Here is a 21,133-nt window from a genome sequence, read left to right as displayed (position 1 = left end):
ACCGAGGCGCGGAGGTGATCGCCGCCGAACGCGCCGCCGCCCACGCCGTCCTGGTCGCCTTCTGGCGCAGGCAGCTCACCCCGCTGCCCACCGCGGCGATCGACGGCTTCCTCGCCATGAACGTGCCGGAACTCCCGGCCGACGCCCCACCCGCCCACTTGCTCGCCTATGCGGAACTCGTTGCGACAGTGTCTGATCCGGAGCTTTCCGCCACGATGTACGACACCCTCCGGCATCGGAGCACCCCCGGCGTCCGCGACGAACGCCGCCTGCTGTTCGACCTCGCCGACGCCTGCGTCGCCGCCGCCCCACGCGTCGCCGCGGGTCACCCACCCGGACCCGGCCCGGAACTGGACCACTACGTCGGCAGCCACGCCGCCGCCCGCGGCCGCCGCGACACCCCGGCCTTCCGCCGCGCCCTGCGCGCCGACCTCGCCGGTGCCGACCTCCGCGTCCGCCGCTACTGGGACCTCACGACCACCTTCACCGGCGACGAGGTCACCTCCGGCGCGGCCCAGCTCTGGCTCGTCGACGCGCTGAACAGCGACGGCCCGGACGGCGACGGGGAGACCGGATCTCCGGCCTCCCCGTCGTCATCGGTGCGAACTCAGGGCACCACTTCGACGATGTCGCCCGGCTCCAGCCAGTCATAGTGGGCCTTGGCGCCCTCGGGCGTCAACCGGATGCAGCCGTGGGACTGCTCCTCGGTGGGGCCGATGTGATAGGCGATGTCGCCGTTGAAGAACACCGCGTACTCCATCGGCGCGTTGTGCATGGTGCTCCAGTGGAACGGCTTCTTGAACGCCACCTTGAACACCCCGGTCGGCGTCTCGTAGCCGGGGCGGCCGTGCGACATCGGGCTCGGGCCGAAGGTGACCTTCCCGTTGTCCATCAGCCAGGCATTGTTGGTCGACAGCTGCAGGCACGCGCGGGCCTGCTCACTGCACGGCGCCACCACCGGTTCGGGTTCGGGCTCGGGAATGATGGCCGGGACACCGGGCACGTCCGGCCCGCCGGGCCACAGCGGTTCGGCCTGCACCGGCGCCGCGACCGCGGCCCCGACCGCCGCCGCGCAGATCGCCGCCCGCACGGCCCACCGGGGAATACGACTACTACTCACGAAATCTTGCCTCTCTCGCCGCGCCCACCCCGGCCGTCGTGCGCCCGGAGACGAGCTCTCAACATCGACACAAGCCTCGGAAACATAGAGGTACCGATGATCATGGAGTATTGCGATCGTGTTGAGCAAGCGAACCGGCCGACAGGCCGTCCGACCCGCGCACTTGACCACTTAGGTAAGCCTGACCTATGCTCATCTCGGCGTACGGATGAGCCGGTGGTCCCGAGGGCTGCGGTCGACCCCCTCGTTCATGCCGCGGCGGGCTCCGTCCTCGTGACGGGGTCCGCCGCTTCGTTTTCCGGTTGCCGGGTGGGCGCGGCTGATTGGTCATGGTGTAGACCGGAGCGTATGAGTGAATTGTCGCTGGCCGATATCTCGCCGGACATGATGACCGAGATCAGCAAGGGCACCTTCACGGATCTGATCGGGATGCGGTACACCGAGGTGTCCGCCGATCGGGTGCGTGGGGAGTGGGAAGTGCGGCCGGAGCTGCACCAGCCGGCGGGGATCCAGAACGGTGGGGTCTACTGCACCGTCATCGAGACGCTGGCCAGCGTCGGTGGTGGGGTGTGGTTCGGGGACCGCGGGTCGGTCGTCGGCGTCAACAACAACACCGACTTCCTGCGCGCGGTCAGCCAGGGCGTGCTCACCGGTGAGGCCACCCCGATCCACCGCGGCCGCACCCAGCAGCTGTGGGTCGTGGTGATCACCGACGCCGAGGGGCGCACGGTCGCGCGCGGGCAGGTCCGGCTGCAGAACCTGGCCGCCGCCTGAACGGGCTCACTGCTCGGTGGTGACCCGCCAGCCGCCGCGGTCGAGGACGTGGGTCACCAGTGCGCCGATGTTCCAGGCGTCGTCCTCGCCGCGATGGTGCCTGCCCTCGAGCGGCAGCTCGGCGATGCCCAGCGCGCCCGCCATACCCTGGCGCCTGCGCAGACCGTGGGACTCCGCGAAGACCTGCTTGGCATTGGTGTGCCACCGGCTGAACGGATACGGCACGCCGGTCTCCACGGACTGCACGAAGAACTGCTTACGGTCGTAATCGCCCCAGCTGGCCCACGGCCGGGATCCGGCCGCGAAATCCCGCGCCAGGATCCGGCAGGCCTCGGCGAAATCGACGCCGGTGTCGACCTGCTGCTGGGTCAGGCCGGTGAGCTCGGTACAGAACTCGCTGACGGTGGAGCGGGTGGGACGTACCAGAATGCCGTGCTTGCTCACCCGCGTGCGGGAGCCCAGGTCGACGACGGTCAGGCCGATCTCGATGATCTCGCTGGTCTGGCCGCGCGGCGCGGGCCCGCTCCAGCAGGTGGCCTCGACATCGACCACGTTCAACAGCCCGGAATATGTGTGCATCCCCGCGACGGTACGGGGGAGTTCCGGTGGGCTCCACCGGATTTCCCCGTGTGCCCGAGCGCTCGCGATCCGCTGCGCGGCGGGACCGGGACGGGCATGCCAGAATGACTGGTCATCCGCCTAGTCCAGTCCGAGGAGAGACCCGATGCGCCTGTCGCCGCACGAGCAGGAACGGCTGCTGCTGAGTTACGCGGCCGAACTGGCGCGCCGCAGGCAGGCGCGGGGCCTCAAGCTCAACCATCCCGAAGCCGTCGCGCTGATCACCGATCACGTGCTCGAGGGCGCGCGCGACGGGCGGACCGTGGCCGAGCTGATGTCCTCGGGCCGCTCGGTGCTCGGGCGCGACGACGTGATGGACGGCGTCCCGGAGATGATCCACGACGTGCAGGTCGAGGCCACCTTCCCCGACGGCACCAAGCTCGTCACCGTGCACCACCCGATCGGATAGGCGACGGCCATGATTCCCGGTGAGTATCTCTGTGCCGAGGGCACCATCGCGCTGAACCAGGGCGCGGTGCGCCTCGAGCTCGAGGTCGTCAATACCGGCGACCGGCCGGTACAGGTGGGCAGTCACGTGCACTTCCCGCAGGCCAACGCCGCCCTCGACTTCGACCGCGCCGCCGCGCACGGGCATCGCCTCGACATCCCGGCGGGCACCGCGGTGCGCTTCGAACCCGGTCTGCCGCAACGGGTCTCGCTGGTGCCGATCGGCGGCACCCGCGAGGTGTACGGGATCAGCGCGAACCCGCCGGGCCGCCTGGACGCGACGACTCAGGAAGAGAACCGATGAGCGAACTCAGCCGCGCCCGCTACGCCGAGCTCTTCGGGCCGACCACCGGCGACCGGGTCCGCCTCGCCGACACCGACCTGCTCGTCGAGATCACCGAGGACCGCAGCGGCGGGCCCGGACTGGCGGGGGAGGAGGCCGTCTTCGGCGGCGGCAAGGTGCTGCGCGAATCGATGGGCCAGTCCCGCGCCACCCGCGCCGACGGCGCGCCCGACACCGTGATCACCGGCGTGATCGTCATCGACCACTGGGGCGTCATCAAGGCCGACGTGGGCATTCGCGACGGCCGCATCTGCGCCCTCGGCAAGGCGGGCAACCCCGACACCATGTCGGGCGTGCACCCCGATCTCGTGGTCGGACCCTCGACCGAGATCATCGCGGGCAACGGCCGCATCCTCACCGCGGGCGCCATCGACTGCCACGTGCACTTCATCTGCCCGCAGCTGCTCGACGAGGCGCTCGGCGGCGGCATCACCACCCTCATCGGCGGCGGCACCGGCCCCGCCGAGGGCTCCAAGGCCACCACCGTCACCCCGGGGTCCTGGCACCTGGCGCGAATGCTGGAATCGCTGGACCACTGGCCGATGAACATCGTGCTGCTCGGCAAGGGCAACACTGTCAGCGGCGAATCCATGTGGGAGCAGTTGCGTGGCGGCGCTTCGGGTTTCAAGCTGCACGAGGACTGGGGTTCGACACCGGCCGCGATCGACGCCTGTTTGACGGTCGCCGACGCCTCGGGCGTGCAGGTGGCGCTGCACTCCGACACCCTCAACGAGGCCGGTTTCGTCGAGGACACCCTGGCCGCCATCGCGGGCCGCGGCATCCACGCCTATCACACCGAGGGCGCCGGTGGCGGGCACGCGCCCGACATCATCACCGTCGCCTCGCATCTCAATGTGCTGCCCAGCTCCACCAACCCCACCCGGCCGCACACCGTCAACACCCTCGACGAGCACCTCGACATGCTCATGGTCTGCCACCACCTGAGCCCCTCGATCCCCGAGGACCTGGCCTTCGCCGAATCCCGCATCCGCCCCTCGACCATCGCCGCCGAAGATCTGCTGCACGATTTGGGCGCCATCTCGATGATCGGCTCGGACTCGCAGGCCATGGGCCGCATCGGCGAGGTGGTGATGCGCACCTGGCAGACCGCGCACGTGATGAAACGCCGCCGCGGCGCCCTGCCCGGCGACGGCGCCGCCGACAATGCCCGCGTGCAGCGCTACATCGCGAAATACACCATCTGCCCGGCGATCGCGCACGGCCTCGACGACGAGATCGGCTCGGTGGAGGTCGGCAAGCTGGCCGATCTGGTGCTGTGGGAGCCCGCGTTCTTCGGGGTGCGCCCGCACGCCGTGCTCAAGGGCGGGATGATCGCCTGGGCGGCCATGGGCGACGCCAACGCCTCGATCCCCACTCCGCAGCCGGTGCTGCCGCGCCCGATGTTCGGCGCCGCCGCCCCCGCGGCCGCCGCCACCTCGCTGCACTTCGTCTCCGAGCACGCGATCGACGACGGGCTGGCGAACCGCCTCGATGTGCGGCGGAAACTGGTGCCGGTCAAGAACGTTCGGCGGGTCACCAAGGCGGACATGCCGCGCAACGACGCCATGCCCCGCATCGAGGTGGACCCGGACACCTTCACCGTCCGCGTCGACGGCGAGGTGTGGACCGAAGCGCCCGCGACCGAACTCCCGATGGCCCAGCGCTACTTCCTGTTCTGAAACATGGCGGCTGGCGCCGCGGGCTCTCGGCCTGTTCCCTCGGCCTTCCCTCCCTCCGGGTGCTCCTTCGTCGCACCCTCCGGTCAGTCCAGGCCGAGGCGGCCGAGAGCCTCCTCGTTCAGTCGAACGAGCAGCCGGTGACCGGCTTGTCCGCCAGCCGGTCGAGCAGATAGGTCACGGCGTTGTCGGGGCCGAAACCGTCGATGATCTCCGGACCGAAGTGGTTCGGGATGGTGAAGCCCGGCAGGATCGGCGGCAGCTCGTTGGTGCGGAAGGTGACCGCCGCGCCCTGCCCGCACCAGTCCTCGGCGAGGCGGCGGGCCTGACCGTAGGGGACGGTGTCGTCGTTGCGGCCGCTGGTGATGAACACCGGCGTGGTGGGCGTGCGGCTGCCCAGCCGCAGTTCGGCCAGGATCGGCGCGGCCTCGGGGATGTCGGCGAGGTGTTCGGTGAGCGAACGGCCGTCCACCGTCAGCGAATTCGTGCGCAGGAACGGGTGGTAGACGATCAGGTCGGCCACGCAGGAATCGCTCAGCGTCGCCAGCATGGCGCGGCCCTCGGGCGAGGTCACCCGGTCCACCGCGCGCTGCAATTCGGGATAGCGGGCGAGCATGCCGTTGACCGCGAAACCGATGGCGCCACCGATCAGCGCGCCGTCGATCTGCTTCAGGATCTCGCCGAGATCGGCCACCGGACCACCGGCCCAGGTGCCCTTCAGGTTCAGCTCCGGCGCGTACTCCGGCGCCAGCTCGGCCGCGGCCGCGGTGGCGCCACCGCCCTGCGAATAGCCCCACAGCACCAGCGGCGTCTCCGGGCCGACGCCGCCGAGCGCGTTGGCCGCCCTGGCGCCGTCGAGAATGGCGTGCCCGCTCTCGAAACGGTTGGCGTAGGTGTGGATTCCAGGAGTGCCCAGGCCGATGTAGTCGGTGATCAGCACGCGGGCGCCGAGCGCGCTCCACACCGCTGAGGAGGGTAGTTCCTGATTGGCCGACAGGCCCAGCGCCGGGTCGGCGGTCACCGAGACTCCGGTGGAGAACGCCACCGACATCGCGCAGCGGTCACCCTGCCCGGAGGTGCCGGGGCCGATCACCACGGTCGGGCGCGCGCCGGGGCCCTGCCAGGGATTGGTGGGCTCGATATAGGTGCCCGACACCGCGACCGGGGAACCGTCCTGCAGCCGCGAGGTGTACATGACGTGCTGGGCCTGCGTCGGCCAGCCGGTCGCCGTCGGCGGCGTCGCCAGGATGGTCATCGGCTGGGTCTTCACGATCGCGCCGGGCGCCTCGGGCAGCTGCGCGGGCGGCACGTAGAAGGCGCTGACCGGCTCGGCCACCGCCGGTCCCGCGCCGACCAGATGCCCGGCTGCCGTCGCCAGGCACACCAGTGCCGTCAACGCCACACGACTCACCGCTGAGCGTGATTGCTGCATTCCACTCTCCATCAACCGTTACCCCCGCCCTGCCACGGGTGTGTCTTGAGCCGCAGAGCCCGTCGAGCATGATGTACGTCACCGGAATCTGAAACCGATGCGACAGTAACACGGTTACTGTTCGGTACGAAACGGCGCGGTGCGGCCCCGGTCCCGGGGAGCGGGAATCGCGCGGCTAGGCTCGGCGCGATCCGAACGGGGCGGGAGGACACTCGCCCTGCCGTGTAGCGCCGGGGAGCCCCGGCAGGAGGGGGCCGCCGCCATGGACGACCTGAACAACGCCGCCGACGAACTCTCGCGCTGGGCCGAGGATCTGGAGCGCAAGGCGCAGCGGTACCAGGAACTGCACGGCAAGATGACCGAGGTCAGCGTCACCGACACCTCGGCCGACGGCCGGATCAGCGTGACCGTCGACGCCAACGGCTCCACCACCGCCATCACCCTCGCCGCCGCCGTGCGCGGCATGGACCCCACCGCTGTGGCCGCCGAGCTCATGGCCTGCACGCACCGGGCCCAGGCCCGCCTGCGCGACCAGGTCACCGGGCTGGTGCACGACATGGTCGGCACCGACGAGGCGGGCGAGGCCATCGTCGGCCAGTACGCCGAGCGATTCCCCGATATGGACGCCGAGCCCACCACACCCCCCGCGCCTCCTGCTCCGCCCGCCGCCCCGGCCGCGCCGTGGCCCGCCGCCACCACCCCGGAGACTCCGGCTGGTCGCAAGCCCGACCGCGACCGGGTCGTCGCGCCCGAGGAGCCCTCCGACGAGGACAGATTCTACCAGCGCAAGTCCTGGTTGCAGTAGTCGCTGGGAATCGGTCGCGCGGGCGAGGGAACCGATTCGTGGTCTGCCGCGTCCAACCTTTTCGACAGAGTGCGGAATCCAGGAAGCTCACCACGACCAGGAGGACCAGCGTGACTTGTGCGGTGAATGTCAGTACCGAGGCGATCAGGACCCATGCCGAGGCGGTGAACGGGGTGGCCGCGGGGGTGGCCGAGGCCTTGCAGGCGGCGAGCTATCTCGCCCATGCCGACGACGGATACGGCCTGCTGGTGAAGCCCTACGCGGTGACGACGCTCAACGACCTGCACGACGAGATCACCAGCACGCTGACCACCTTGAACACCCTGGCCGCCGAGATGCCGGGCAAGCTGCGGACCGCCGCCGACGGCTTCGACACCTGTGACACCACCCGCGCGGGCGATATCGCGAGCAAGACCGCCGAGATCGAGAGGAACGTCTAGCGATGGCCGACGGACCCAACGCGGTGGGCACCTTCCTCAACGAGCACACGCTGCCCGGCATGGTCAGCACCTTCGACGACGGCCCGGCCCCGGACACCGACCTGCTCTCCGACGACGTCGACTACCGCAACACCTACTACCAGGAGGACAACCCCCTCCTGAGCAATGTGGGCAAGCCGCGGTTGAAGACCGACGACGAGGGCAACACCGAACTCGACGCGGGCATCATGAAGGGCACGCTCAACGGCGACGTCCTGGAGAACGGGTACGGCCTCTACAGCGCCCTGACCGGCGACGGCGCGATCATGGACAAGGTCGGCGCCATCACCAAGGCCGCGGGCACCGCAGGCGACGTCAAAGACGTGGTGTCGATGTTCACCTCGATGGTCAAGGGCACCGGCACCACGCTGTCGAAGTTCGACCCGTTCAGCTTCCTCGGCTCGCAGCTGATGAGCTGGATGCTCGAACACGTCGAGCCCCTGCGCAAGACCCTCGAATCGCTGACCGGCAGCCCCGATATGGTGCAGGGCTACACCGATTCGTGGAAGAAGATCGCCGAACACCTCACCACCACCGCCGAGACCTGGGCCGCCGCCCTCGACACCGGCATCGGCGAGTGGACCGGCGCCGCGTCGGCGGCCTACCGTGCGCGCGCGACCGAGCTGACGGGGCAGATCGCCGAGAAAGCCGCTGTCGCGCAGGTCCTTTCCGACGCCAACAGCGGGATGAAGTCCATCGTGGAGACGGTGAAGGGGATCGTCACCGAGATTCTCTGCACCCTGGCGGGCATGCTGGCCGAGTTCACCGCGATCATGATCGCCAGTGCGGGCACCGCCTCGCCCGCCCTCATCTCGCGGGCGCTGTTCGAGATCTCGACGGCGACGATGACGGTGTCGCAGATGATCTGGCAGCTTGTGCAGGCGCTGATGTCGGTGAAGACCATGGTCAAGAACGCGGTGCAGATCGTGCGGGGTGTCGTCGAGGTCGAGACCGCCAAGGCCTAGCGGTGGCACACTGGCCTGCATGACGGACAACGACTGGGCAGGCGTCGATCGGTATCTCGTGGACACCCTCGTCGGTGCGGAGGGCGCGCCCGCGCTGGCCGCCAATGCCGAGGCGGGCCTGCCGCCGATCGATGTCTCCCCGCCGCAGGGCAAGTTCCTGTATCTGCTCGCGCGTTCGGCGAACACCCGCCGGGTGCTCGAGATCGGCACGCTCGGCGGGTACAGCACCGAATGGCTGGCGCGCGCCGTCGGCCCGGACGGCACGGTGGTGACCCTGGAGTTCGAACCGCGGCATGCGAAAGTGGCGCGGGAGAACCTGGATCGGGCCGGGGTGGGGGACCGGGTGGAGATCCGCGTCGGCCCGGCGCTGGACACGCTGCCCGGGCTGGCCGAGGACCTGACCGCGCCGTTCGACCTGGTGTTCATCGACGCCGACAAGGTCAACAACTCGAACTATGTGCAGTGGGCGCTGCGGCTGACCCGGCCCGGCTCGGTGATCATCGTCGACAATGTGGTGCGCGGCGGCGCGGTCGCCGATGAGCGGACCGAGGACCCCAACGCGCGGGCCAGTCGCGATCTGATCGACCTGCTCGCCGCCGAACCCGGCCTCGACGCGACCGTCATCCAGACGGTCGGGTCGAAGGGCTGGGACGGCTTCGCCTACGCGGTGGTCACCGGCCCGGCCTGACCAGCACCGGGAGCTCGAGCAGACCGCGGATGAGCGTGCTGGTCTGCCACCGCGGGTCGGCGGTGGGTGCCGCTGGTGTCAGCTCGGGGAAGCGGCGCTGGAGCGCGGTGAACGCGATCTCGGCCTCCAGCCGGGCCAGCGGCGCGCCGACGCAGAAGTGGATGCCGTGGCCGAAGGCCAGGTGACCACCGGCCTGCCCGTCGACGGTGAGCGTGTCGGGATCGGTGAAGCGGGCCGGGTCGCGATTGGCCGCCGAGAGGGCGACGTAGACGAGCTCGCCCTCGGGAATCTCGGTGCCGCCCACCGCGACCGGCTCCGCAGTGAACCGCACGGTCGCCATGTCCACGGGGCCGTCGAAGCGCAGGAACTCCTCCACTGCCGCGGGTACACCCGCCGGATCGGCACACAGCGCCCGCCACTGTTCGGGGTGGCGCAGCAGCGCGTAGACGCCGTTGCCGATCAGGTTCACGGTGGTCTCGTGCCCGGCCACCAGCAGCAGGAACGCCATGGCCACCAGTTCGCGGTCGGTGAGCCGGTCGCCCTCGTCGTCGGCGAGGACCAGCTGGGAGAGCAGATCCGCGGCGGGCCGGGACTGCTTGGCACGCACCAGCTCCGCCAGGTATCCGGCCATCGCGGTGGCGGCCGCCGACCGTTCCTCGTCGGCCTCGCCCGGCACACCGACCAGTGATCGGGTCCAGGACTGGAAGTCCGCGCGGTCGGCGAACGGGACACCGAGCAGCTCGCAGATCACCGTCACCGGAAGGGGATTGGCGAAGGTCTCCATGAGATCGACCGGGCCCTCGGTGTCCATCGCGTCCAGCAGCGCCTCGGTGATCTCCTCGATGCGCGGGCGCAGCGACGCCACCTGGCGGGTGGTGAACGCCTTGTTCACCAGTTTGCGCAGCCGGGTGTGGGCGGGCGGGTCGGTGCTGAGCATGTGGCTGAGCAGGGTCAGGGAGTCGGCGTCGATGGGGTCGGCGTCGCGCTTGTGGTCGAGGATGGCGGCGGCCCTGGCCATGTCCTTGCGCAGGCGCGGGTCGGCCAGGGCGGCACGGGCTTCGGCGTAGCCGACGATCACCCAGCGGACCACCCCGTCGGGGAAGCGGACCCGGTGCGCGGGGCCCGCGTCACGCCAGCGGCGGTAGTGCGCGTGCGGATCGTCGAAGAACTCGGTGCCGATGGACTCGATGCGGCTGGGAGCGGAGAGTTCGGCCATGCGTCGACGCTACCGATCGGCGCCGGGCATGTCGACGTCTATCGTGCGAGGGCGAAACGGAATCGATTGGGGGAAACGGTATTCGATCTTCATCGGGCCCCGGCGCGCAGCACGACCTTGCCGTTGCGGCCCGGGGTCTCGGAGAGCGCGGCGGCCTCGACGGCGTGGGCCAGCCCGAACTCGGCCTGCACGTCCAGGCGCAGGGTGCCCTCGTCGGCCAGGCCGACCAGTTCGGTGATCAGGCGCAGATAGTCGGCGGGATCGATCTCGGCGCCGCGCTGCTGCCCCCAGAAGCCTTTGATCACCACCTGCTTGAAGATGACGGCGCCGGTGTCCACGGTGAGCGGCCTGCCCGACAGCGCGCCGAAGCTGACGAGTTCCCCGCGCGGGGCGAGCAGGGACAGCAGCTCGTTCGCGGCCGGTCCGCTGACCTGGTCGACGGCCCGCACGATCGGCGCACCGCCGGTGGCCTCGGCGGCCCGCGCCGCCCAGTCCGGCACCTCGGTGTCGATCACCGGGCCGTACCCGAGCTGCGCGAGCGCGCGCACCGAGGACGGACCGCGGACCAGACTGAGCACCCGCACGCCCCGCTGCCGGGCGAACAGATTCAGCTGCCGTCCGACCGCGCCGTTGGCGGCGTTCACCGCGATCCACTGGCCGGACCGCACGCGCAGGTCGTCGAGCAGCATGAGCGCGCTCAGCGGCATCGCCAGCAGCTGGCAGGCGGTCTCGTCGGGGACCTGCGCGGGCATCGGGACGGCGCGGTCGGCGCGGGCGAGGAAGAACTCCGCCCAGGCATCGCGGATCCCGGCCATCGCGACCCGCTGCCCGAGCGCCAGGCCCTCGGTGCCCGGGCCGATCGCGTCGACGATGCCGACCGCCTCGGTGCCGGGCACGGCGGGCACGCTCCATTCTGGCACCGCCCGCCCGGCGCGGCGTTGCGCGTGTCTCGCGCGCCGGGCCGTTTTCACCGGCCCGGCGCGGAATCGGGGCGTGCCGGGCCCGCGTCGCTGCGGCGTGCCGGGCGGTCGGGCTGCTTGACTGCTCAGCGTGACAACGCAGCACGCGCGCGGCGCCCGGCGCCGGACCGTTCTGGCATCGACGACCCTCGGCCTGCTGTGCGGGCTGGCCGCCTGGCTGCTGTTCGAATGGTGGGCCAGCGATATCGACGGTTTCGTGGTCTACGAGGCGAGCTACGAACCGCTGCCGGAGACCCCACCGGAGACCCCCGCCGGGACCGGGGTCGCCGACCTCCCGCTGCGGGTCGGGCTGGTCGCCGTGCCCGCCGTGCTCGGGCTGGTCGCCGGATGCTGCGCGGCGGCGTGCGGGGTGCGGGTGCGCAGGTCTGTCGTCACCGGGTGATGCGGTCCCGCGACGGAACCGCGGGCATGACGCAGCCCCGGCCGGTGACGATCGACTGGCCCTCCCGGTCGAACCAGCGGCCGTAACCCACCGGGTGCGGCCGCCGGGCCACCACGCGTGGGTCGGGGCATCAGCAAGGGCGTCTTATGGAGTGGCGCGGTGGAATTCGGCGCGCCAGCGGTGCAGGCCGGGGATGTCGGGGCGGGGGACCAGGTCGATCCGGACGGGGGTGATGTCGCCGTCGGCGAAGGACTCGATCTCGGTGCGGGTCAGTGGCCAGGGCGGGCCAGCGGTCGGGGTGGTGGCGCTGACATCGGCGACGACCAGCAGCGTCGCGCCCGGTGCCAGGGCGGCGCGAATCCCGGCGATGGCGGTGGCGTGGACCTCCGGGGGCAGGGACTGGACCGTGATCGACTCGACGACCAGGTCGAAGGCACCCGTCCAGGTGGCGGGCGGACGCAGCAGGTCGGCGACGGTGTAGGTGACGGGGGACTGTGGGAAGCGGGCCCTGGCGCCCCGGATGGCGGTCGGGGAGACATCGAAGGCGGTGGTGCGGAATCCCTGCGCCGCCACGAATTCGGCGTCGGTGCCGTACCCGCAGCCGACCACCAGGGCGGTCCCGCCGGGCTCGGTCGCGCGCTGGGCGAACCAGTCCACCAGCAGCGGATTGGGGTCCTCGCGGTCCCACGGCACCACCGAGGTGCCCGCCGCCGCTTCGACATAGAGCGGTTCGAACCAACCGGTCGGATCATCGGCGGCGAGGGCTTCGGCGGCGAGACGGCGGTCGGCGGGCAGCGGTTCGGAGGTCATCGGTCCACTGTCCCATCCGCGCGGCGCGGGCGAACACCGGATGGCCATCGCCGTGTCGGCACCCGGGGGATACCGGTGGGGGAGAAGTCAATACGCCGCAGGGAGGACGCGGCCGGAAAACCGTCCGACCGGGAATCGCCCGCGCGAGGGACGACGGCCGACCACTGGGGTTCCTACGCTCGACACATGGCAGCGGAACTCGGGACCCGGACGCCCACGGCATCGTCCGGGCGGCGCATCGCCGAGATCGACATCCTGCGCGGCTTCGCGCTGTTCGGCATCCTGATCACCAATGTGATCGTGGCGACCACGATCTGGTCGGCGGTCGGCCCGCGCGACAAGCCGGTGTCCCTGTTCGACGGCACCGTCGACCAGCTGGTGCGCGCGGGCGTCGACGCGCTGTTCACCGGCCGGTTCTACCTGCTGTTCGCCTTCCTGTTCGGCTATTCGTTCACCGTGCAGATCGCGGCGGCCCAGCGCGCGGGCGCCGCCCCGGGACCCCGGCTGCTGCGGCGCTGCGCCGCGCTGCTGACGATCGGCCTGCTGCACGTGTACTTCCTGTGGATCGGCGACATCCTCACCCTCTACGCGGTGCTGTGCCTGCTGCTGATCGCCCTGCGCGGGCTGCGGCCCCGCACCGCGGTGATCACCGCCGTGGTGCTCTACCTGCTGTGGTCGGTGCTCAGCTTCCTGCCCGGTCAGGATGGCACCCTCGCACTGGGCGCGTTCATGAACCTGCCCGCCATCGCCGCCGACTACACCGGCGGCTTCGCCGACACCTTCGCCATGCAGACCGGCCTCGCCCCGGCGTTCCTGCTGCTGATCTGGGTCGGGCAGGGCGTGCCGAGCCTGGCGATGTTCCTGCTCGGCCTGGCGGCGGGCAAACGCACCCTGTTCGAGGACGAGCAGACCGTGCGCCGCTGGTCGCCGCGTGTTCTGCTGATCGGCTTCGGGCTCGGCCTGCCGATCTCGGCGGCGACCTTCGCCGACGCCATGCGCTGGTGGAACGGCCCGGACTTCGTGCACGGCCTGCAATACCTCGTCGCCCCCGCCATGACCTTCGCCTATGTCGCGGTGGTGCTGCGGCTGGCCCGCTCGGCCCGCACCGGCCGGTTCGCCGCCCTGCTCGCGCCCGCGGGGCGGATGGCGGCCACCAACTACATCGGCCAGTCGATCGTGCTGATGCTCGTCTACACCGGGTACGGGCTCGCCCTGGCCGACGATGTTCCGCCGCTCGGGGTCGTCGGGATCGCGCTGGTGACCTTCGCCGCGCAGCTCGCGCTGAGCGCCTGGTGGTTGCGCGGCCACCCCTACGGGCCGGTGGAATGGGTGCTGCGGGCCGCGACCTACCTGCGCGTCCCGCCGTGGCGGAAACCCGCGAGCTAGCCGGGGTCAGCGGGCCTGGGCGGCGGCCGCGGCTCGGGCGGCGAAACCGTCGCACAGGGCGTCGAGGCCGCGGAACAGCAGGTCCTCGGAGGTGAGATCGCTGACACCCGCGCCGTGCAGATCGGCCAGGGCGGGGGGAACGGGGAACGCCGGAGTTCCGTCGAGCAGCGCGCGCAGGCCGTTGGTGTCGTCGGTGGCGGTGCGCTTGCGCGCCAGCAGCGAGCCGCCGACCACCGGCAGGCTCGCCCCGGAGATGTAGTTCCACACGGTGAAGGCCATGGTGGTCGCCTCGCGGGTGGACACCTCGAGCGCGCGCAACCCCTCGACCAGCCAGGCCAGGCTGGCCAGACCCTGCGGGCCGAAGCTGTAGCGGGGCACGGCGAAGGTCAGCAGCACCCACGGATGCTGCTGGTAGAGCTGCCAATCGATCTCGGCGGCGATGCGCACCCGGTCGCGCCAGGTCCAGTCCTGGCCTGCCGGGTCGGGGTAGGGGTGGCGGGCGGCGATCTCGTCGGTCATCTCCGCGATGAGCTCGTCCTTGTTGGCCACGTGCCGGTACAGCGACATGGTGCCCACCTCGAGCCGGTCGGCGATGCGGCGCATCGACACCGCGTCCAAGCCGTCGGCGTCGGCCAGGGCGATCGCGGCGTCGACGATGGCGGGGCGGGTGAGCTTCGCGTCGGTCATCCCATGACTCACTTTCCGTTCTCCACTTCTGTGCGTACACTGTACTCGTTCCCCGCGTACGGTGTACGCAAACCTCGGAAGGATCCCGGAAAATGACCAAGCTGGAACCGGCGGTGTCCACCGCTGCCATCGGTGGACGCCGTGCCTGGCTCGGGCTGGGCGTGCTGCTGCTGCCGGTGCTGCTCGTGTCGATGGACATCTCGGTGCTGTTCCTGGCCATGCCGACGCTCACCGTCGACCTGGATCCCAGTGCGTCCCAGCAACTCTGGATCCTCGACATCTACGGATTCATGCTGGCCGGGCTGCTCATCACGATGGGCAATCTCGGCGACCGGATCGGCAGGCGCAACATCCTGCTCGCCGGTGCCGCCGTCTTCGGCCTGGCCTCGGTGCTGGCCGCCTTCGCGCCCAGCGCGGGCGTGCTCATCGCGGCACGGGTGCTGATGGGCATCGGCGGTGCGACCCTGCTGCCGTCGAGCCTGGCGCTGATCTCCAACCTGTTCCCCGACGCCCGCAGGCGCGCGACCGCGATCGGCATCTGGACCGCGTTCTTCGCCGGTGGCTCGGCGGTGGGCCCGATCATCGGCGGGCTGCTGCTGCACCACTTCTGGTGGGGCTCGGTCTTCCTGATCAATATCCCGGTGCTGGCCGTGCTGCTGGTGTTCGGCCCGGTCCTGCTGCCCGAACACCGTTCGGCCGCGCTGGGCCCGCTCGACCTGCCCAGCGTCGCGCTCTCGATCGGTGGCATCCTGCCGCTGGTCTACGGGATCAAGCACCTCGCGGCCGAGGGCTTCGACGCGGTCTCGGTGCTGATCGGCGTGCTCGGCGCGGCGCTGCTGGTGCTGTTCGTGCGCAGGCAGCGGCAGCTCGCCGAGCCGCTGCTGGATCTGTCGCTGTTCGGCAGGCCGCTGTTCCGGGTGGCGATCGGGGCCAGCACCGTCGGCATGATGTCGCTGGCCGCCATGAGTTACCTGACCAGCATCTACCTGCAGTCGGTCACCGGGCGTGACGCGCTGCAGGCGGCGCTGCTGGGTATCCCGATGGCGGTCGCGGTGTTCGTCTTCTCGATGAGCGGGGCACGGGTGGGTCTGCGCTGGGGCGTGCGCGCGGCGTTCACCCTCGCGCTGACGCTGTCGGCGATCGGCAATCTGATGCTGCTCGGCGTCGGGGTCGACGGCGGGCTGATGTGGTACGTGGCGGGTTCGGTGATCGCCGGTGTCGGCTATGGCATCTCGTTCACCCTGGTGTCGGATGTCGCGGTGTCGGCGGTGCCCGCCGAACGCGCCGGTTCGGCGGTCGGCATCTCCGAGACCAGCTTCGAACTCGGCAATTCGCTGGGCCTGGCGCTGCTGGGTTCGCTGGCCGCGCTGGTCTTCCGCTCCGGCGGCGACTTCGGGGAGACGCTGGGCGACACCGTCGCGCACTCCGGTGACGACGCCGGGCTGCTCGCGGCCGCGCGCGAATCCTTCGTCAGCGGGATGCACGTGGCAACCACCGGCGGCGCCCTGCTGCTGCTCGCCATGGCCGTGGTGGCCTGGCGCTCGGCCCGCACCGGCCGCTGACGCGCGGACCGGGTGTGGTGACTGTCGCCACCGCACCCGGTCCCGGCCGCCCTCACCGGGCGCGGGTCCGGTCCGGTTGCCTAGGATCGACGAATGCGAAACGAGGGTGCGGCGGGCCTGGCGACACTGCTCGCCCTGGCCGACTCGCGCCTGCCCATCGGCGGGCACGTGCACTCCGGCGGTGTCGAGGAGGCGGTGTCGGCCGGGCTGCTGCGCGATGCCGCGAGCGTCGAGGTGTATCTGCGGCGCCGGATCGCGACCACCGGCCTGGTGACCGCCTCGCTCGCCGCCGCGGTCTGCGCGGGCACGCTCGCCCCGGAACGTGCCGAACTCGAGGCCGACGCCCGCACCCCGTCGCCCGCGGCCCGGGCGGCCTCGCGCGCGCAGGGACGCGGTCTGCTGCGTCTCGCGAAACAGCTGTGGCCACAGCATGATTGGCTGCCCGCCGGGGTCCGCCCGCATCTGTCGACGGTGTTCGGCATGGTCGGTGCCGCCTGTGGCGCCGACCCGGGTGAGCTCGCGGGCGTGGTCGTCTACACCACCCTCACCGGCGCCGCGACCGCCGCGCAACGGCTGCTCGCGCTCGACCCGGCCGCGGTGGCCGCGGGCACGATGCGGCTGGCGCCGCTGTGCGACCGGATCGCCGCCGAGGCCACCGCCGAGCTCGCCGCGCTGTCGGACCCGCTGCAGGACGCGCTGGCCGAACGTCATCTGCTCCGCGACATGCCCCTGTTCGCCTCGTAATCGCCCAGCCAGAATGGAGAATCACCCATGCCGCCTCATCTGATCGACGGCGAACCGCACGATCACAGCCACGACCGGCCCAAGCGCGACCGCGCCGCCGGGGAGGCGCTGCGCATCGGCGTCGGCGGCCCGGTGGGCTCCGGCAAGACCGCGCTGGTCGCCGCGCTGTGCAGGCAGCTGCGCGACGAACTGTCCCTCGCGGTGCTGACCAACGACATCTACACCACCGAGGACGCCGACTTCCTGCGCCGCCACGCGGTGCTGCCCGACGAGCGGATCACCGCCGTGCAGACCGGCGGCTGCCCGCACACCGCCATCCGCGACGACATCACCGCCAACCTCGACGCCATCGACGACCTGGTCGCGGCCAACCCGCCGCTGGACCTGATCCTGGTGGAATCCGGCGGCGACAACCTCACCGCCACCTTCTCCTCCGGCTTGATCGACGTGCAGATCTTCGTCGTCGACGTGGCCGGTGGCGACAAGGTGCCGCGCAAGGGCGGACCGGGCGTCACCTTCTCCGACCTGCTGGTGGTGAACAAGACCGACCTCGCCCCGCTGGTCGGCGCCGACCTCGGCGTGATGGAACGCGACGCCGCCAAGGTGCGCGAGGGCCGCCCGACCGCGCTGGTCTCGCTGACCGACGACCCGGCCGCCACCCCCGTGCTGGCCTGGGTGCGCGAGCAGCTGCGCGCCGCCGCCGAACAGGACGCGGCCACCGGCGTTGCGCACTGAACTGAGCATCGTCGCCGAACCGGGCAGGCTGGCGCGCATCGATGCGGTCGGCGGCCTGGCCGGTCGGCACACCGGCACCGACACGGTGCACCTGATCGGCACCGCCGCCACCCCGCTCGGCGGCGACGAACTCGACATCCGCGTCGTAGTGCGCCCGGGTGCGCGCCTGGTCGTGCGCTCGGTCGCCGCGACCATCGCGCTACCGAGTGCTGAGACACCGAAGTCGTTGGCGCACTGGTACTTCGAGGTCGGGGCGGACGCGGAACTGGACTTCGATCCGGAGCCGACGATCGTGGCGGGCGGCGCGTGGCACCACGCGACGACCACCGTGCGCCTGGCCCCGGACGCGCGCCTGCGCCTGCGCGAACGGATCCAGCTCGGCCGCAGCGGCGAGGACACCGGCGGCTGGCGCGGTGACCTGTCCGCCGACGTCGGCGAGATCCCGTTACTGCGGCACCGGCTCGACCTGGGCGCGGGTACGACCGCCGACGACCGGCTGAGCGCGCCGCGCGCTCTCGACAGCGAAGTCGTCTACCCCGACGACCGTCCCGCCTGGTCCGACAGCCTCGACGCGGCGCGGCTTCCGCTGGCCGCAGGCGGCTCACTCACCACCCGCACGAGTACCCGGCTGCACACGGAAGTATCCGCCGGTGCGAGCGCGGCATGGATCGCGGCGGAACGCGCCGCTCCGTGGTGAATGGGTACGGCGAGCCGCGGGCAGGGCACCGACTCGGTGTAAACGGGTGCGGCACCGAGTTGTCAGGCAGGGGCGCGACGCCGCACCGGTGTGGTGGACACGGCGTCCAATCGGCGTGGGAGCGCGACTCGCCCCGGCGTGAGTACGGCGACGGCGGTGGGTGCGAGGCACGATTGCCCCGGCTCCCACCGCCGTCGTTCGATCAGGCGCTGACGAGCTCCGTGTCGCTGTCCACCGCATCGGGCGCGGCGGCGCGGGGCGGGGCGAGGAACCCGCTCGCCGCACCCACCGCGGCACCCACTCCGGCGCTGACGACCGTGATCGGCACCGACACCGCCATGTAGGCGGCCATGCCACCCAGGATCGGCCCCGCGACCAGACCCACCGGCAGGAACGGGATTCCGGCGACCAGCCCGGCCACCGCGCCGCCGGTGCTGGCCATCATCGCGAACGGGATGGCCACCGTCGACCCGACCGCCGCGCCGCGGGCTGCCGAGCCCAGGGTCTCCGAGGCGATGCGGTCCGAGCGGCTGCGCTCGAGCCCGACCGAGTCCAGGAAGGTCGCCAGGTTGGCCTCGGTGGTGGCCGCGGCGTCGTTGATCTGGATCGAGGTGTCGACCGGGACGAAGTCCGGCACCGGGACCAGCTGGTCACCGAAGCGGAACTGCCCGGGCGGCGGCAGGATCGGCGGCACCGGCGCGACCGGGGTCGGCGCGTGCAACGTCCCCACCGGGGAGAGATAGTCGGTCTCCGGGCCGCTGCGAGACCACGCCAGCGAGCTGCGCGTGTTCTCCGGCATCTGCTGTCCCACATAGGGGGTGGCATTGGGCGCCACCGCGTCGAGCTCCGGTCCGGCCGGATGTTCGGGCTGGGACACCGCAGGCTGGGCGGGATCGGCATTCGCGGTGCCCGTGCCGATCAGGGCCATGACCAGGGGGACCGCTCCCGCCGCGACGACCGAACCCACCTTCTGTCGCTGCGGGCTCGGCGCCCTGTGTTTCCCCGTCGCCATAGATCACCTTTCATCCTGGGGATTGGTCACACATATGACGTCCGGCATTCGCGACCGGTGCCGGACCCGGATGGGTCCGAAACACCGGCCAGCCGCAATCCTGGTGTGCTGAAAGGTAACCGGGGGAGATTTTCCGGGCTAACCGACCTCGCGCCGACCGGGTGCCTGGCCGCCGACACCGGCGGTCGGTTCGCCGAGATCGGCGGCGAGCTGTTTGGCCTCGGCCCGGTCGGCGTTGACCTCCTCGATCGCCAGCCGCGCGAACACCCACTGCTCGGTGGCCGCCATCTGACCGCGGTTGCGGCCGAGGAACGAGACGAACCAGCCGATCACGGTGACGATCCGACTGCGGTAGCCGACCAGGTAGTACAGGTGCAGCGCGAGCCAGGCGAGCCAGGCCAGGAAGCCGCTGAACTCGAGCTTGCCGATCTGGCAGACGGCGTCGAAGCGCGAGATCGTCGCCATCGAGCCCTTGTTGAAGTACTTGAACGGTGCGCGATCCGCGGGCGCCTGGCCCTCGAGCCCGGCCTTGATCGCCTTGGCGGCGTAGGTGGAACCCTGGATGGCGCCCTGCGCCTGCCCGGGCACGCCCGGCACCGACATCAGGTCACCGACCACGAAGACGTTCGGATGCCCCTTGACCGTGAGGTCGGGCTCCACGATGACGCGCCCCGCCCGGTCCACCTCGGTGCCCTCGGAGCGTTCGGCGATCATCTTGCCCAGCCCGCTGGCCTGCACACCGGCCGACCACACCTTGCAGGTGGCCTCGATCCGGCGGGTCGAGCCGTCGGCGTCCTTGACCACCACACCGTGCGCGTCGACATCGGTGACCATGGCGTTGAGCTGGATCTCCACGCCCATCTTTTCCAGCCGCTTGGCGGCCTTGGCGCCCAGCTTCGGGCCCATCGGGCCGAGCACCGCGCCCGCGCCCTCGAGCAGGATGACGCGCGCGTCGCGGGGGTCGATGGTGCGGAAGGTGCCGTCGAGGGTGCGATCGGCGAGTTCGGCGATCTGCCCGGCCAGCTCCACGCCGGTCGGGCCCGCGCCGACCACGATGAAGGTGAGCAGCCGATCGCGCTCCTCCTGCGTGGTCGCCAGTTCGGCCTGCTCGAACGAGCCCAGGATGCGCGCGCGCAGCTCGAGCGCGTCGTCGATGGTCTTCATGCCCGGCGCGTAGGTGGCGAAGTGGTCGTTGCCGAAATACGACTGCTGGGCGCCGGTGGCGACGATCAGGCTGTCGTAGGGGGTGACCGTCTCGCGGTTCAGCAACCGCGAGGTGACCTGCTTGTTCGCCAGATCGATATCGGTCACCTCGCCCAGCAGGACCTGCGCGTTCTTCTGCTTGCGCAGCACCAGCCGGGTGGCGGGCGCGATCTCACCGGTCGAGAGGATGCCGGTGGCCACCTGGTACAGCAGCGGCTGGAACAGGTGGGTGGAGGTCTTGGAGATGAGGGTGACGTCCACATCGGCCCGGCGCAGGTGCCTGGTCCCGAACAGGCCGCCGAACCCGGACCCGATCACCACCACGTGGTGGCGGCGCTTCCCGACAGACTGAGTGCTCATCGTCCTGCTCCT

General features: G+C 71.1%; 24 protein-coding genes. 15 read left to right on the top strand and 9 right to left on the bottom strand.

Features of this window, described 5'->3' with window-relative positions; all coding sequences use genetic code 11:
- Positions 1-14: 14 nt before the first annotated feature.
- Positions 15-653 (top strand): hypothetical protein, encoded by a 639-nt coding sequence (locus WA675_RS09715; protein WP_336083786.1) that lies wholly within the window; start codon positions 15-17, stop codon positions 651-653.
- Here WA675_RS09715 and WA675_RS09710 read toward each other — a convergent pair.
- Entirely contained in the window at positions 608-1,120 is a 513-nt protein-coding gene (locus tag WA675_RS09710) for a L,D-transpeptidase (protein ID WP_336083784.1), read from the bottom strand. The two genes, WA675_RS09715 and WA675_RS09710, sit on opposite strands and share 46 nt — an antisense overlap.
- A gap of 348 nt (positions 1,121-1,468) precedes the next feature.
- On the opposite strand from WA675_RS09710, the gene WA675_RS09705 reads away from it, so the two are divergent.
- The gene (locus WA675_RS09705) at positions 1,469-1,894 is read left to right on the top strand and encodes a PaaI family thioesterase (RefSeq protein ID WP_442945591.1); all 426 of its coding nucleotides are present in this window, start codon (positions 1,469-1,471) and stop codon (positions 1,892-1,894) included.
- 6 nt (positions 1,895-1,900) lie between these two features.
- Here the strand turns inward: WA675_RS09705 and WA675_RS09700 are convergent, their stop codons facing one another.
- Positions 1,901-2,473 carry a 3'-5' exonuclease gene (locus WA675_RS09700; RefSeq protein WP_336083782.1) on the bottom strand — a complete coding sequence of 191 codons (573 nt, stop codon included), beginning with the start codon at positions 2,471-2,473 and terminating at the stop codon, positions 1,901-1,903.
- A gap of 145 nt (positions 2,474-2,618) precedes the next feature.
- On the opposite strand from WA675_RS09700, the gene WA675_RS09695 reads away from it, so the two are divergent.
- Genes WA675_RS09695 through WA675_RS09685 form a run of 3 tightly spaced genes read left to right on the top strand, consistent with a single transcriptional unit; the run spans position 2,619 to position 4,981 of the window.
- Positions 2,619-2,921: an urease subunit gamma gene (locus tag WA675_RS09695; protein WP_336083781.1), complete on the top strand. Its 303-nt coding sequence runs from the start codon at positions 2,619-2,621 to the stop codon at positions 2,919-2,921.
- Positions 2,922-2,930: 9 nt separating this feature from the next.
- Positions 2,931-3,263, top strand: a complete 333-nt coding sequence (locus WA675_RS09690; protein WP_336083780.1) for an urease subunit beta — start codon at positions 2,931-2,933, stop codon at positions 3,261-3,263.
- A complete protein-coding gene (locus tag WA675_RS09685) occupies positions 3,260-4,981 on the top strand; it encodes an urease subunit alpha (protein ID WP_336083778.1) in 1,722 nt (573 codons plus the stop codon). Before WA675_RS09690 ends, WA675_RS09685 begins: the two co-directional genes overlap by 4 nt.
- 118 nt (positions 4,982-5,099) lie before the next feature.
- Here the strand turns inward: WA675_RS09685 and WA675_RS09680 are convergent, their stop codons facing one another.
- Positions 5,100-6,410, bottom strand: a complete 1,311-nt coding sequence (locus tag WA675_RS09680; protein WP_336083776.1) for a lipase family protein — start codon at positions 6,408-6,410, stop codon at positions 5,100-5,102.
- Positions 6,411-6,672: 262 nt separating this feature from the next.
- Here WA675_RS09680 and WA675_RS09675 point away from each other — a divergent pair, with 262 nt between their 5' ends.
- From WA675_RS09675 to WA675_RS09660, 4 genes are all read left to right on the top strand, one after another.
- Positions 6,673-7,215 (top strand): YbaB/EbfC family nucleoid-associated protein, encoded by a 543-nt coding sequence (locus WA675_RS09675; protein ID WP_336083774.1) that lies wholly within the window; start codon positions 6,673-6,675, stop codon positions 7,213-7,215.
- Between the two features lie 110 nt (positions 7,216-7,325).
- The gene (locus WA675_RS09670; RefSeq protein ID WP_336083772.1) at positions 7,326-7,655 is read left to right on the top strand and encodes a type VII secretion target; all 330 of its coding nucleotides are present in this window, start codon (positions 7,326-7,328) and stop codon (positions 7,653-7,655) included.
- 2 nt (positions 7,656-7,657) lie between these two features.
- Positions 7,658-8,659, top strand: a complete 1,002-nt coding sequence (locus WA675_RS09665; RefSeq protein ID WP_336083770.1) for a hypothetical protein — start codon at positions 7,658-7,660, stop codon at positions 8,657-8,659.
- A gap of 19 nt (positions 8,660-8,678) precedes the next feature.
- A complete protein-coding gene (locus WA675_RS09660; RefSeq protein ID WP_336083768.1) occupies positions 8,679-9,347 on the top strand; it encodes an O-methyltransferase in 669 nt (222 codons plus the stop codon).
- On the opposite strand, the gene WA675_RS09655 is transcribed toward WA675_RS09660, so the two are convergent.
- Together WA675_RS09655 and WA675_RS09650 are read right to left on the bottom strand one after the other, a co-directional pair.
- Positions 9,331-10,563: a cytochrome P450 family protein gene (locus WA675_RS09655; RefSeq protein WP_336083767.1), complete on the bottom strand. Its 1,233-nt coding sequence runs from the start codon at positions 10,561-10,563 to the stop codon at positions 9,331-9,333. The genes WA675_RS09660 and WA675_RS09655 overlap by 17 nt on opposite strands.
- A gap of 89 nt (positions 10,564-10,652) precedes the next feature.
- Complete coding sequence (locus WA675_RS09650) at positions 10,653-11,483, bottom strand: zinc-binding dehydrogenase (protein WP_336083765.1); 831 nt, start codon at positions 11,481-11,483, stop codon at positions 10,653-10,655.
- 130 nt (positions 11,484-11,613) lie between these two features.
- On the opposite strand from WA675_RS09650, the gene WA675_RS09645 reads away from it, so the two are divergent.
- Complete coding sequence (locus WA675_RS09645; protein ID WP_336083764.1) at positions 11,614-11,925, top strand: hypothetical protein; 312 nt, start codon at positions 11,614-11,616, stop codon at positions 11,923-11,925.
- A 144-nt stretch (positions 11,926-12,069) separates the two neighbouring features.
- On the opposite strand, the gene WA675_RS09640 is transcribed toward WA675_RS09645, so the two are convergent.
- A complete protein-coding gene (locus tag WA675_RS09640; protein WP_336083762.1) occupies positions 12,070-12,735 on the bottom strand; it encodes a class I SAM-dependent methyltransferase in 666 nt (221 codons plus the stop codon).
- Positions 12,736-12,921: 186 nt separating this feature from the next.
- Between WA675_RS09640 and WA675_RS09635 the strand changes: the two genes are divergently transcribed.
- Entirely contained in the window at positions 12,922-14,121 is a 1,200-nt protein-coding gene (locus WA675_RS09635; protein ID WP_336083760.1) for a DUF418 domain-containing protein, read from the top strand.
- Between the two features lie 6 nt (positions 14,122-14,127).
- Here the strand turns inward: WA675_RS09635 and WA675_RS09630 are convergent, their stop codons facing one another.
- Complete coding sequence (locus WA675_RS09630; protein ID WP_336083759.1) at positions 14,128-14,808, bottom strand: TetR/AcrR family transcriptional regulator; 681 nt, start codon at positions 14,806-14,808, stop codon at positions 14,128-14,130.
- 92 nt (positions 14,809-14,900) lie between these two features.
- Between WA675_RS09630 and WA675_RS09625 the strand changes: the two genes are divergently transcribed.
- The 4 genes from WA675_RS09625 (at position 14,901) to WA675_RS09610 (ending at position 18,546) form a co-directional block, all read left to right on the top strand.
- Positions 14,901-16,370, top strand: coding sequence for an MFS transporter (locus WA675_RS09625; protein WP_336083758.1), 1,470 nt, complete (start codon positions 14,901-14,903; stop codon positions 16,368-16,370).
- Positions 16,371-16,463: 93 nt separating this feature from the next.
- Positions 16,464-17,114 (top strand): urease accessory protein UreF, encoded by a 651-nt coding sequence (locus WA675_RS09620; RefSeq protein WP_336083756.1) that lies wholly within the window; start codon positions 16,464-16,466, stop codon positions 17,112-17,114.
- Between the two features lie 27 nt (positions 17,115-17,141).
- Positions 17,142-17,849 carry an urease accessory protein UreG gene (ureG, locus tag WA675_RS09615; protein WP_336083754.1) on the top strand — a complete coding sequence of 236 codons (708 nt, stop codon included), beginning with the start codon at positions 17,142-17,144 and terminating at the stop codon, positions 17,847-17,849.
- Positions 17,839-18,546, top strand: a complete 708-nt coding sequence (locus tag WA675_RS09610) for an urease accessory protein UreD (RefSeq protein ID WP_336083753.1) — start codon at positions 17,839-17,841, stop codon at positions 18,544-18,546. Before ureG ends, WA675_RS09610 begins: the two co-directional genes overlap by 11 nt.
- Before the next feature lie 202 nt (positions 18,547-18,748).
- On the opposite strand, the gene WA675_RS09605 is transcribed toward WA675_RS09610, so the two are convergent.
- Positions 18,749-19,513: a hypothetical protein gene (locus WA675_RS09605; protein WP_336083751.1), complete on the bottom strand. Its 765-nt coding sequence runs from the start codon at positions 19,511-19,513 to the stop codon at positions 18,749-18,751.
- Between the two features lie 183 nt (positions 19,514-19,696).
- On the bottom strand, positions 19,697-21,121 hold the full coding sequence (locus WA675_RS09600) for an NAD(P)/FAD-dependent oxidoreductase (protein ID WP_336083750.1): 1,425 nt from the start codon (positions 21,119-21,121) through the stop codon (positions 19,697-19,699).
- Positions 21,122-21,133: the final 12 nt, after the last annotated feature.

The organism is Nocardia sp. SSK8, assembly GCF_037034205.1.
GTDB lineage: Bacteria > Actinomycetota > Actinomycetes > Mycobacteriales > Mycobacteriaceae > Nocardia.
The sequence above is the reverse complement of the archived record's forward strand: the minus strand, read 5'-3'. Positions and strand labels throughout refer to the sequence as shown.

What these genes read in the sequence shown, in the direction of transcription:
- WA675_RS09705 (WP_442945591.1), top strand. Translation starts at nt 1,469, where the DNA reads ATGAGTGAATTGTCGCTGGCCGATATCTCGCCGGACATGATGACCGAG.
- WA675_RS09700 (WP_336083782.1), bottom strand. Translation starts at nt 2,473, where the DNA reads ATGCACACATATTCCGGGCTGTTGAACGTGGTCGATGTCGAGGCCACC.
- WA675_RS09695 (WP_336083781.1), top strand. Translation starts at nt 2,619, where the DNA reads ATGCGCCTGTCGCCGCACGAGCAGGAACGGCTGCTGCTGAGTTACGCG.
- WA675_RS09690 (WP_336083780.1), top strand. Translation starts at nt 2,931, where the DNA reads ATGATTCCCGGTGAGTATCTCTGTGCCGAGGGCACCATCGCGCTGAAC.
- WA675_RS09685 (WP_336083778.1), top strand. Translation starts at nt 3,260, where the DNA reads ATGAGCGAACTCAGCCGCGCCCGCTACGCCGAGCTCTTCGGGCCGACC.
- WA675_RS09680 (WP_336083776.1), bottom strand. Translation starts at nt 6,410, where the DNA reads ATGCAGCAATCACGCTCAGCGGTGAGTCGTGTGGCGTTGACGGCACTG.
- WA675_RS09675 (WP_336083774.1), top strand. Translation starts at nt 6,673, where the DNA reads ATGGACGACCTGAACAACGCCGCCGACGAACTCTCGCGCTGGGCCGAG.
- WA675_RS09665 (WP_336083770.1), top strand. Translation starts at nt 7,658, where the DNA reads ATGGCCGACGGACCCAACGCGGTGGGCACCTTCCTCAACGAGCACACG.
- WA675_RS09660 (WP_336083768.1), top strand. Translation starts at nt 8,679, where the DNA reads ATGACGGACAACGACTGGGCAGGCGTCGATCGGTATCTCGTGGACACC.
- WA675_RS09655 (WP_336083767.1), bottom strand. Translation starts at nt 10,563, where the DNA reads ATGGCCGAACTCTCCGCTCCCAGCCGCATCGAGTCCATCGGCACCGAG.
- WA675_RS09640 (WP_336083762.1), bottom strand. Translation starts at nt 12,735, where the DNA reads ATGACCTCCGAACCGCTGCCCGCCGACCGCCGTCTCGCCGCCGAAGCC.
- WA675_RS09635 (WP_336083760.1), top strand. Translation starts at nt 12,922, where the DNA reads ATGGCAGCGGAACTCGGGACCCGGACGCCCACGGCATCGTCCGGGCGG.
- WA675_RS09630 (WP_336083759.1), bottom strand. Translation starts at nt 14,808, where the DNA reads ATGACCGACGCGAAGCTCACCCGCCCCGCCATCGTCGACGCCGCGATC.
- WA675_RS09625 (WP_336083758.1), top strand. Translation starts at nt 14,901, where the DNA reads ATGACCAAGCTGGAACCGGCGGTGTCCACCGCTGCCATCGGTGGACGC.
- WA675_RS09620 (WP_336083756.1), top strand. Translation starts at nt 16,464, where the DNA reads ATGCGAAACGAGGGTGCGGCGGGCCTGGCGACACTGCTCGCCCTGGCC.
- ureG (WP_336083754.1), top strand. Translation starts at nt 17,142, where the DNA reads ATGCCGCCTCATCTGATCGACGGCGAACCGCACGATCACAGCCACGAC.
- WA675_RS09600 (WP_336083750.1), bottom strand. Translation starts at nt 21,121, where the DNA reads ATGAGCACTCAGTCTGTCGGGAAGCGCCGCCACCACGTGGTGGTGATC.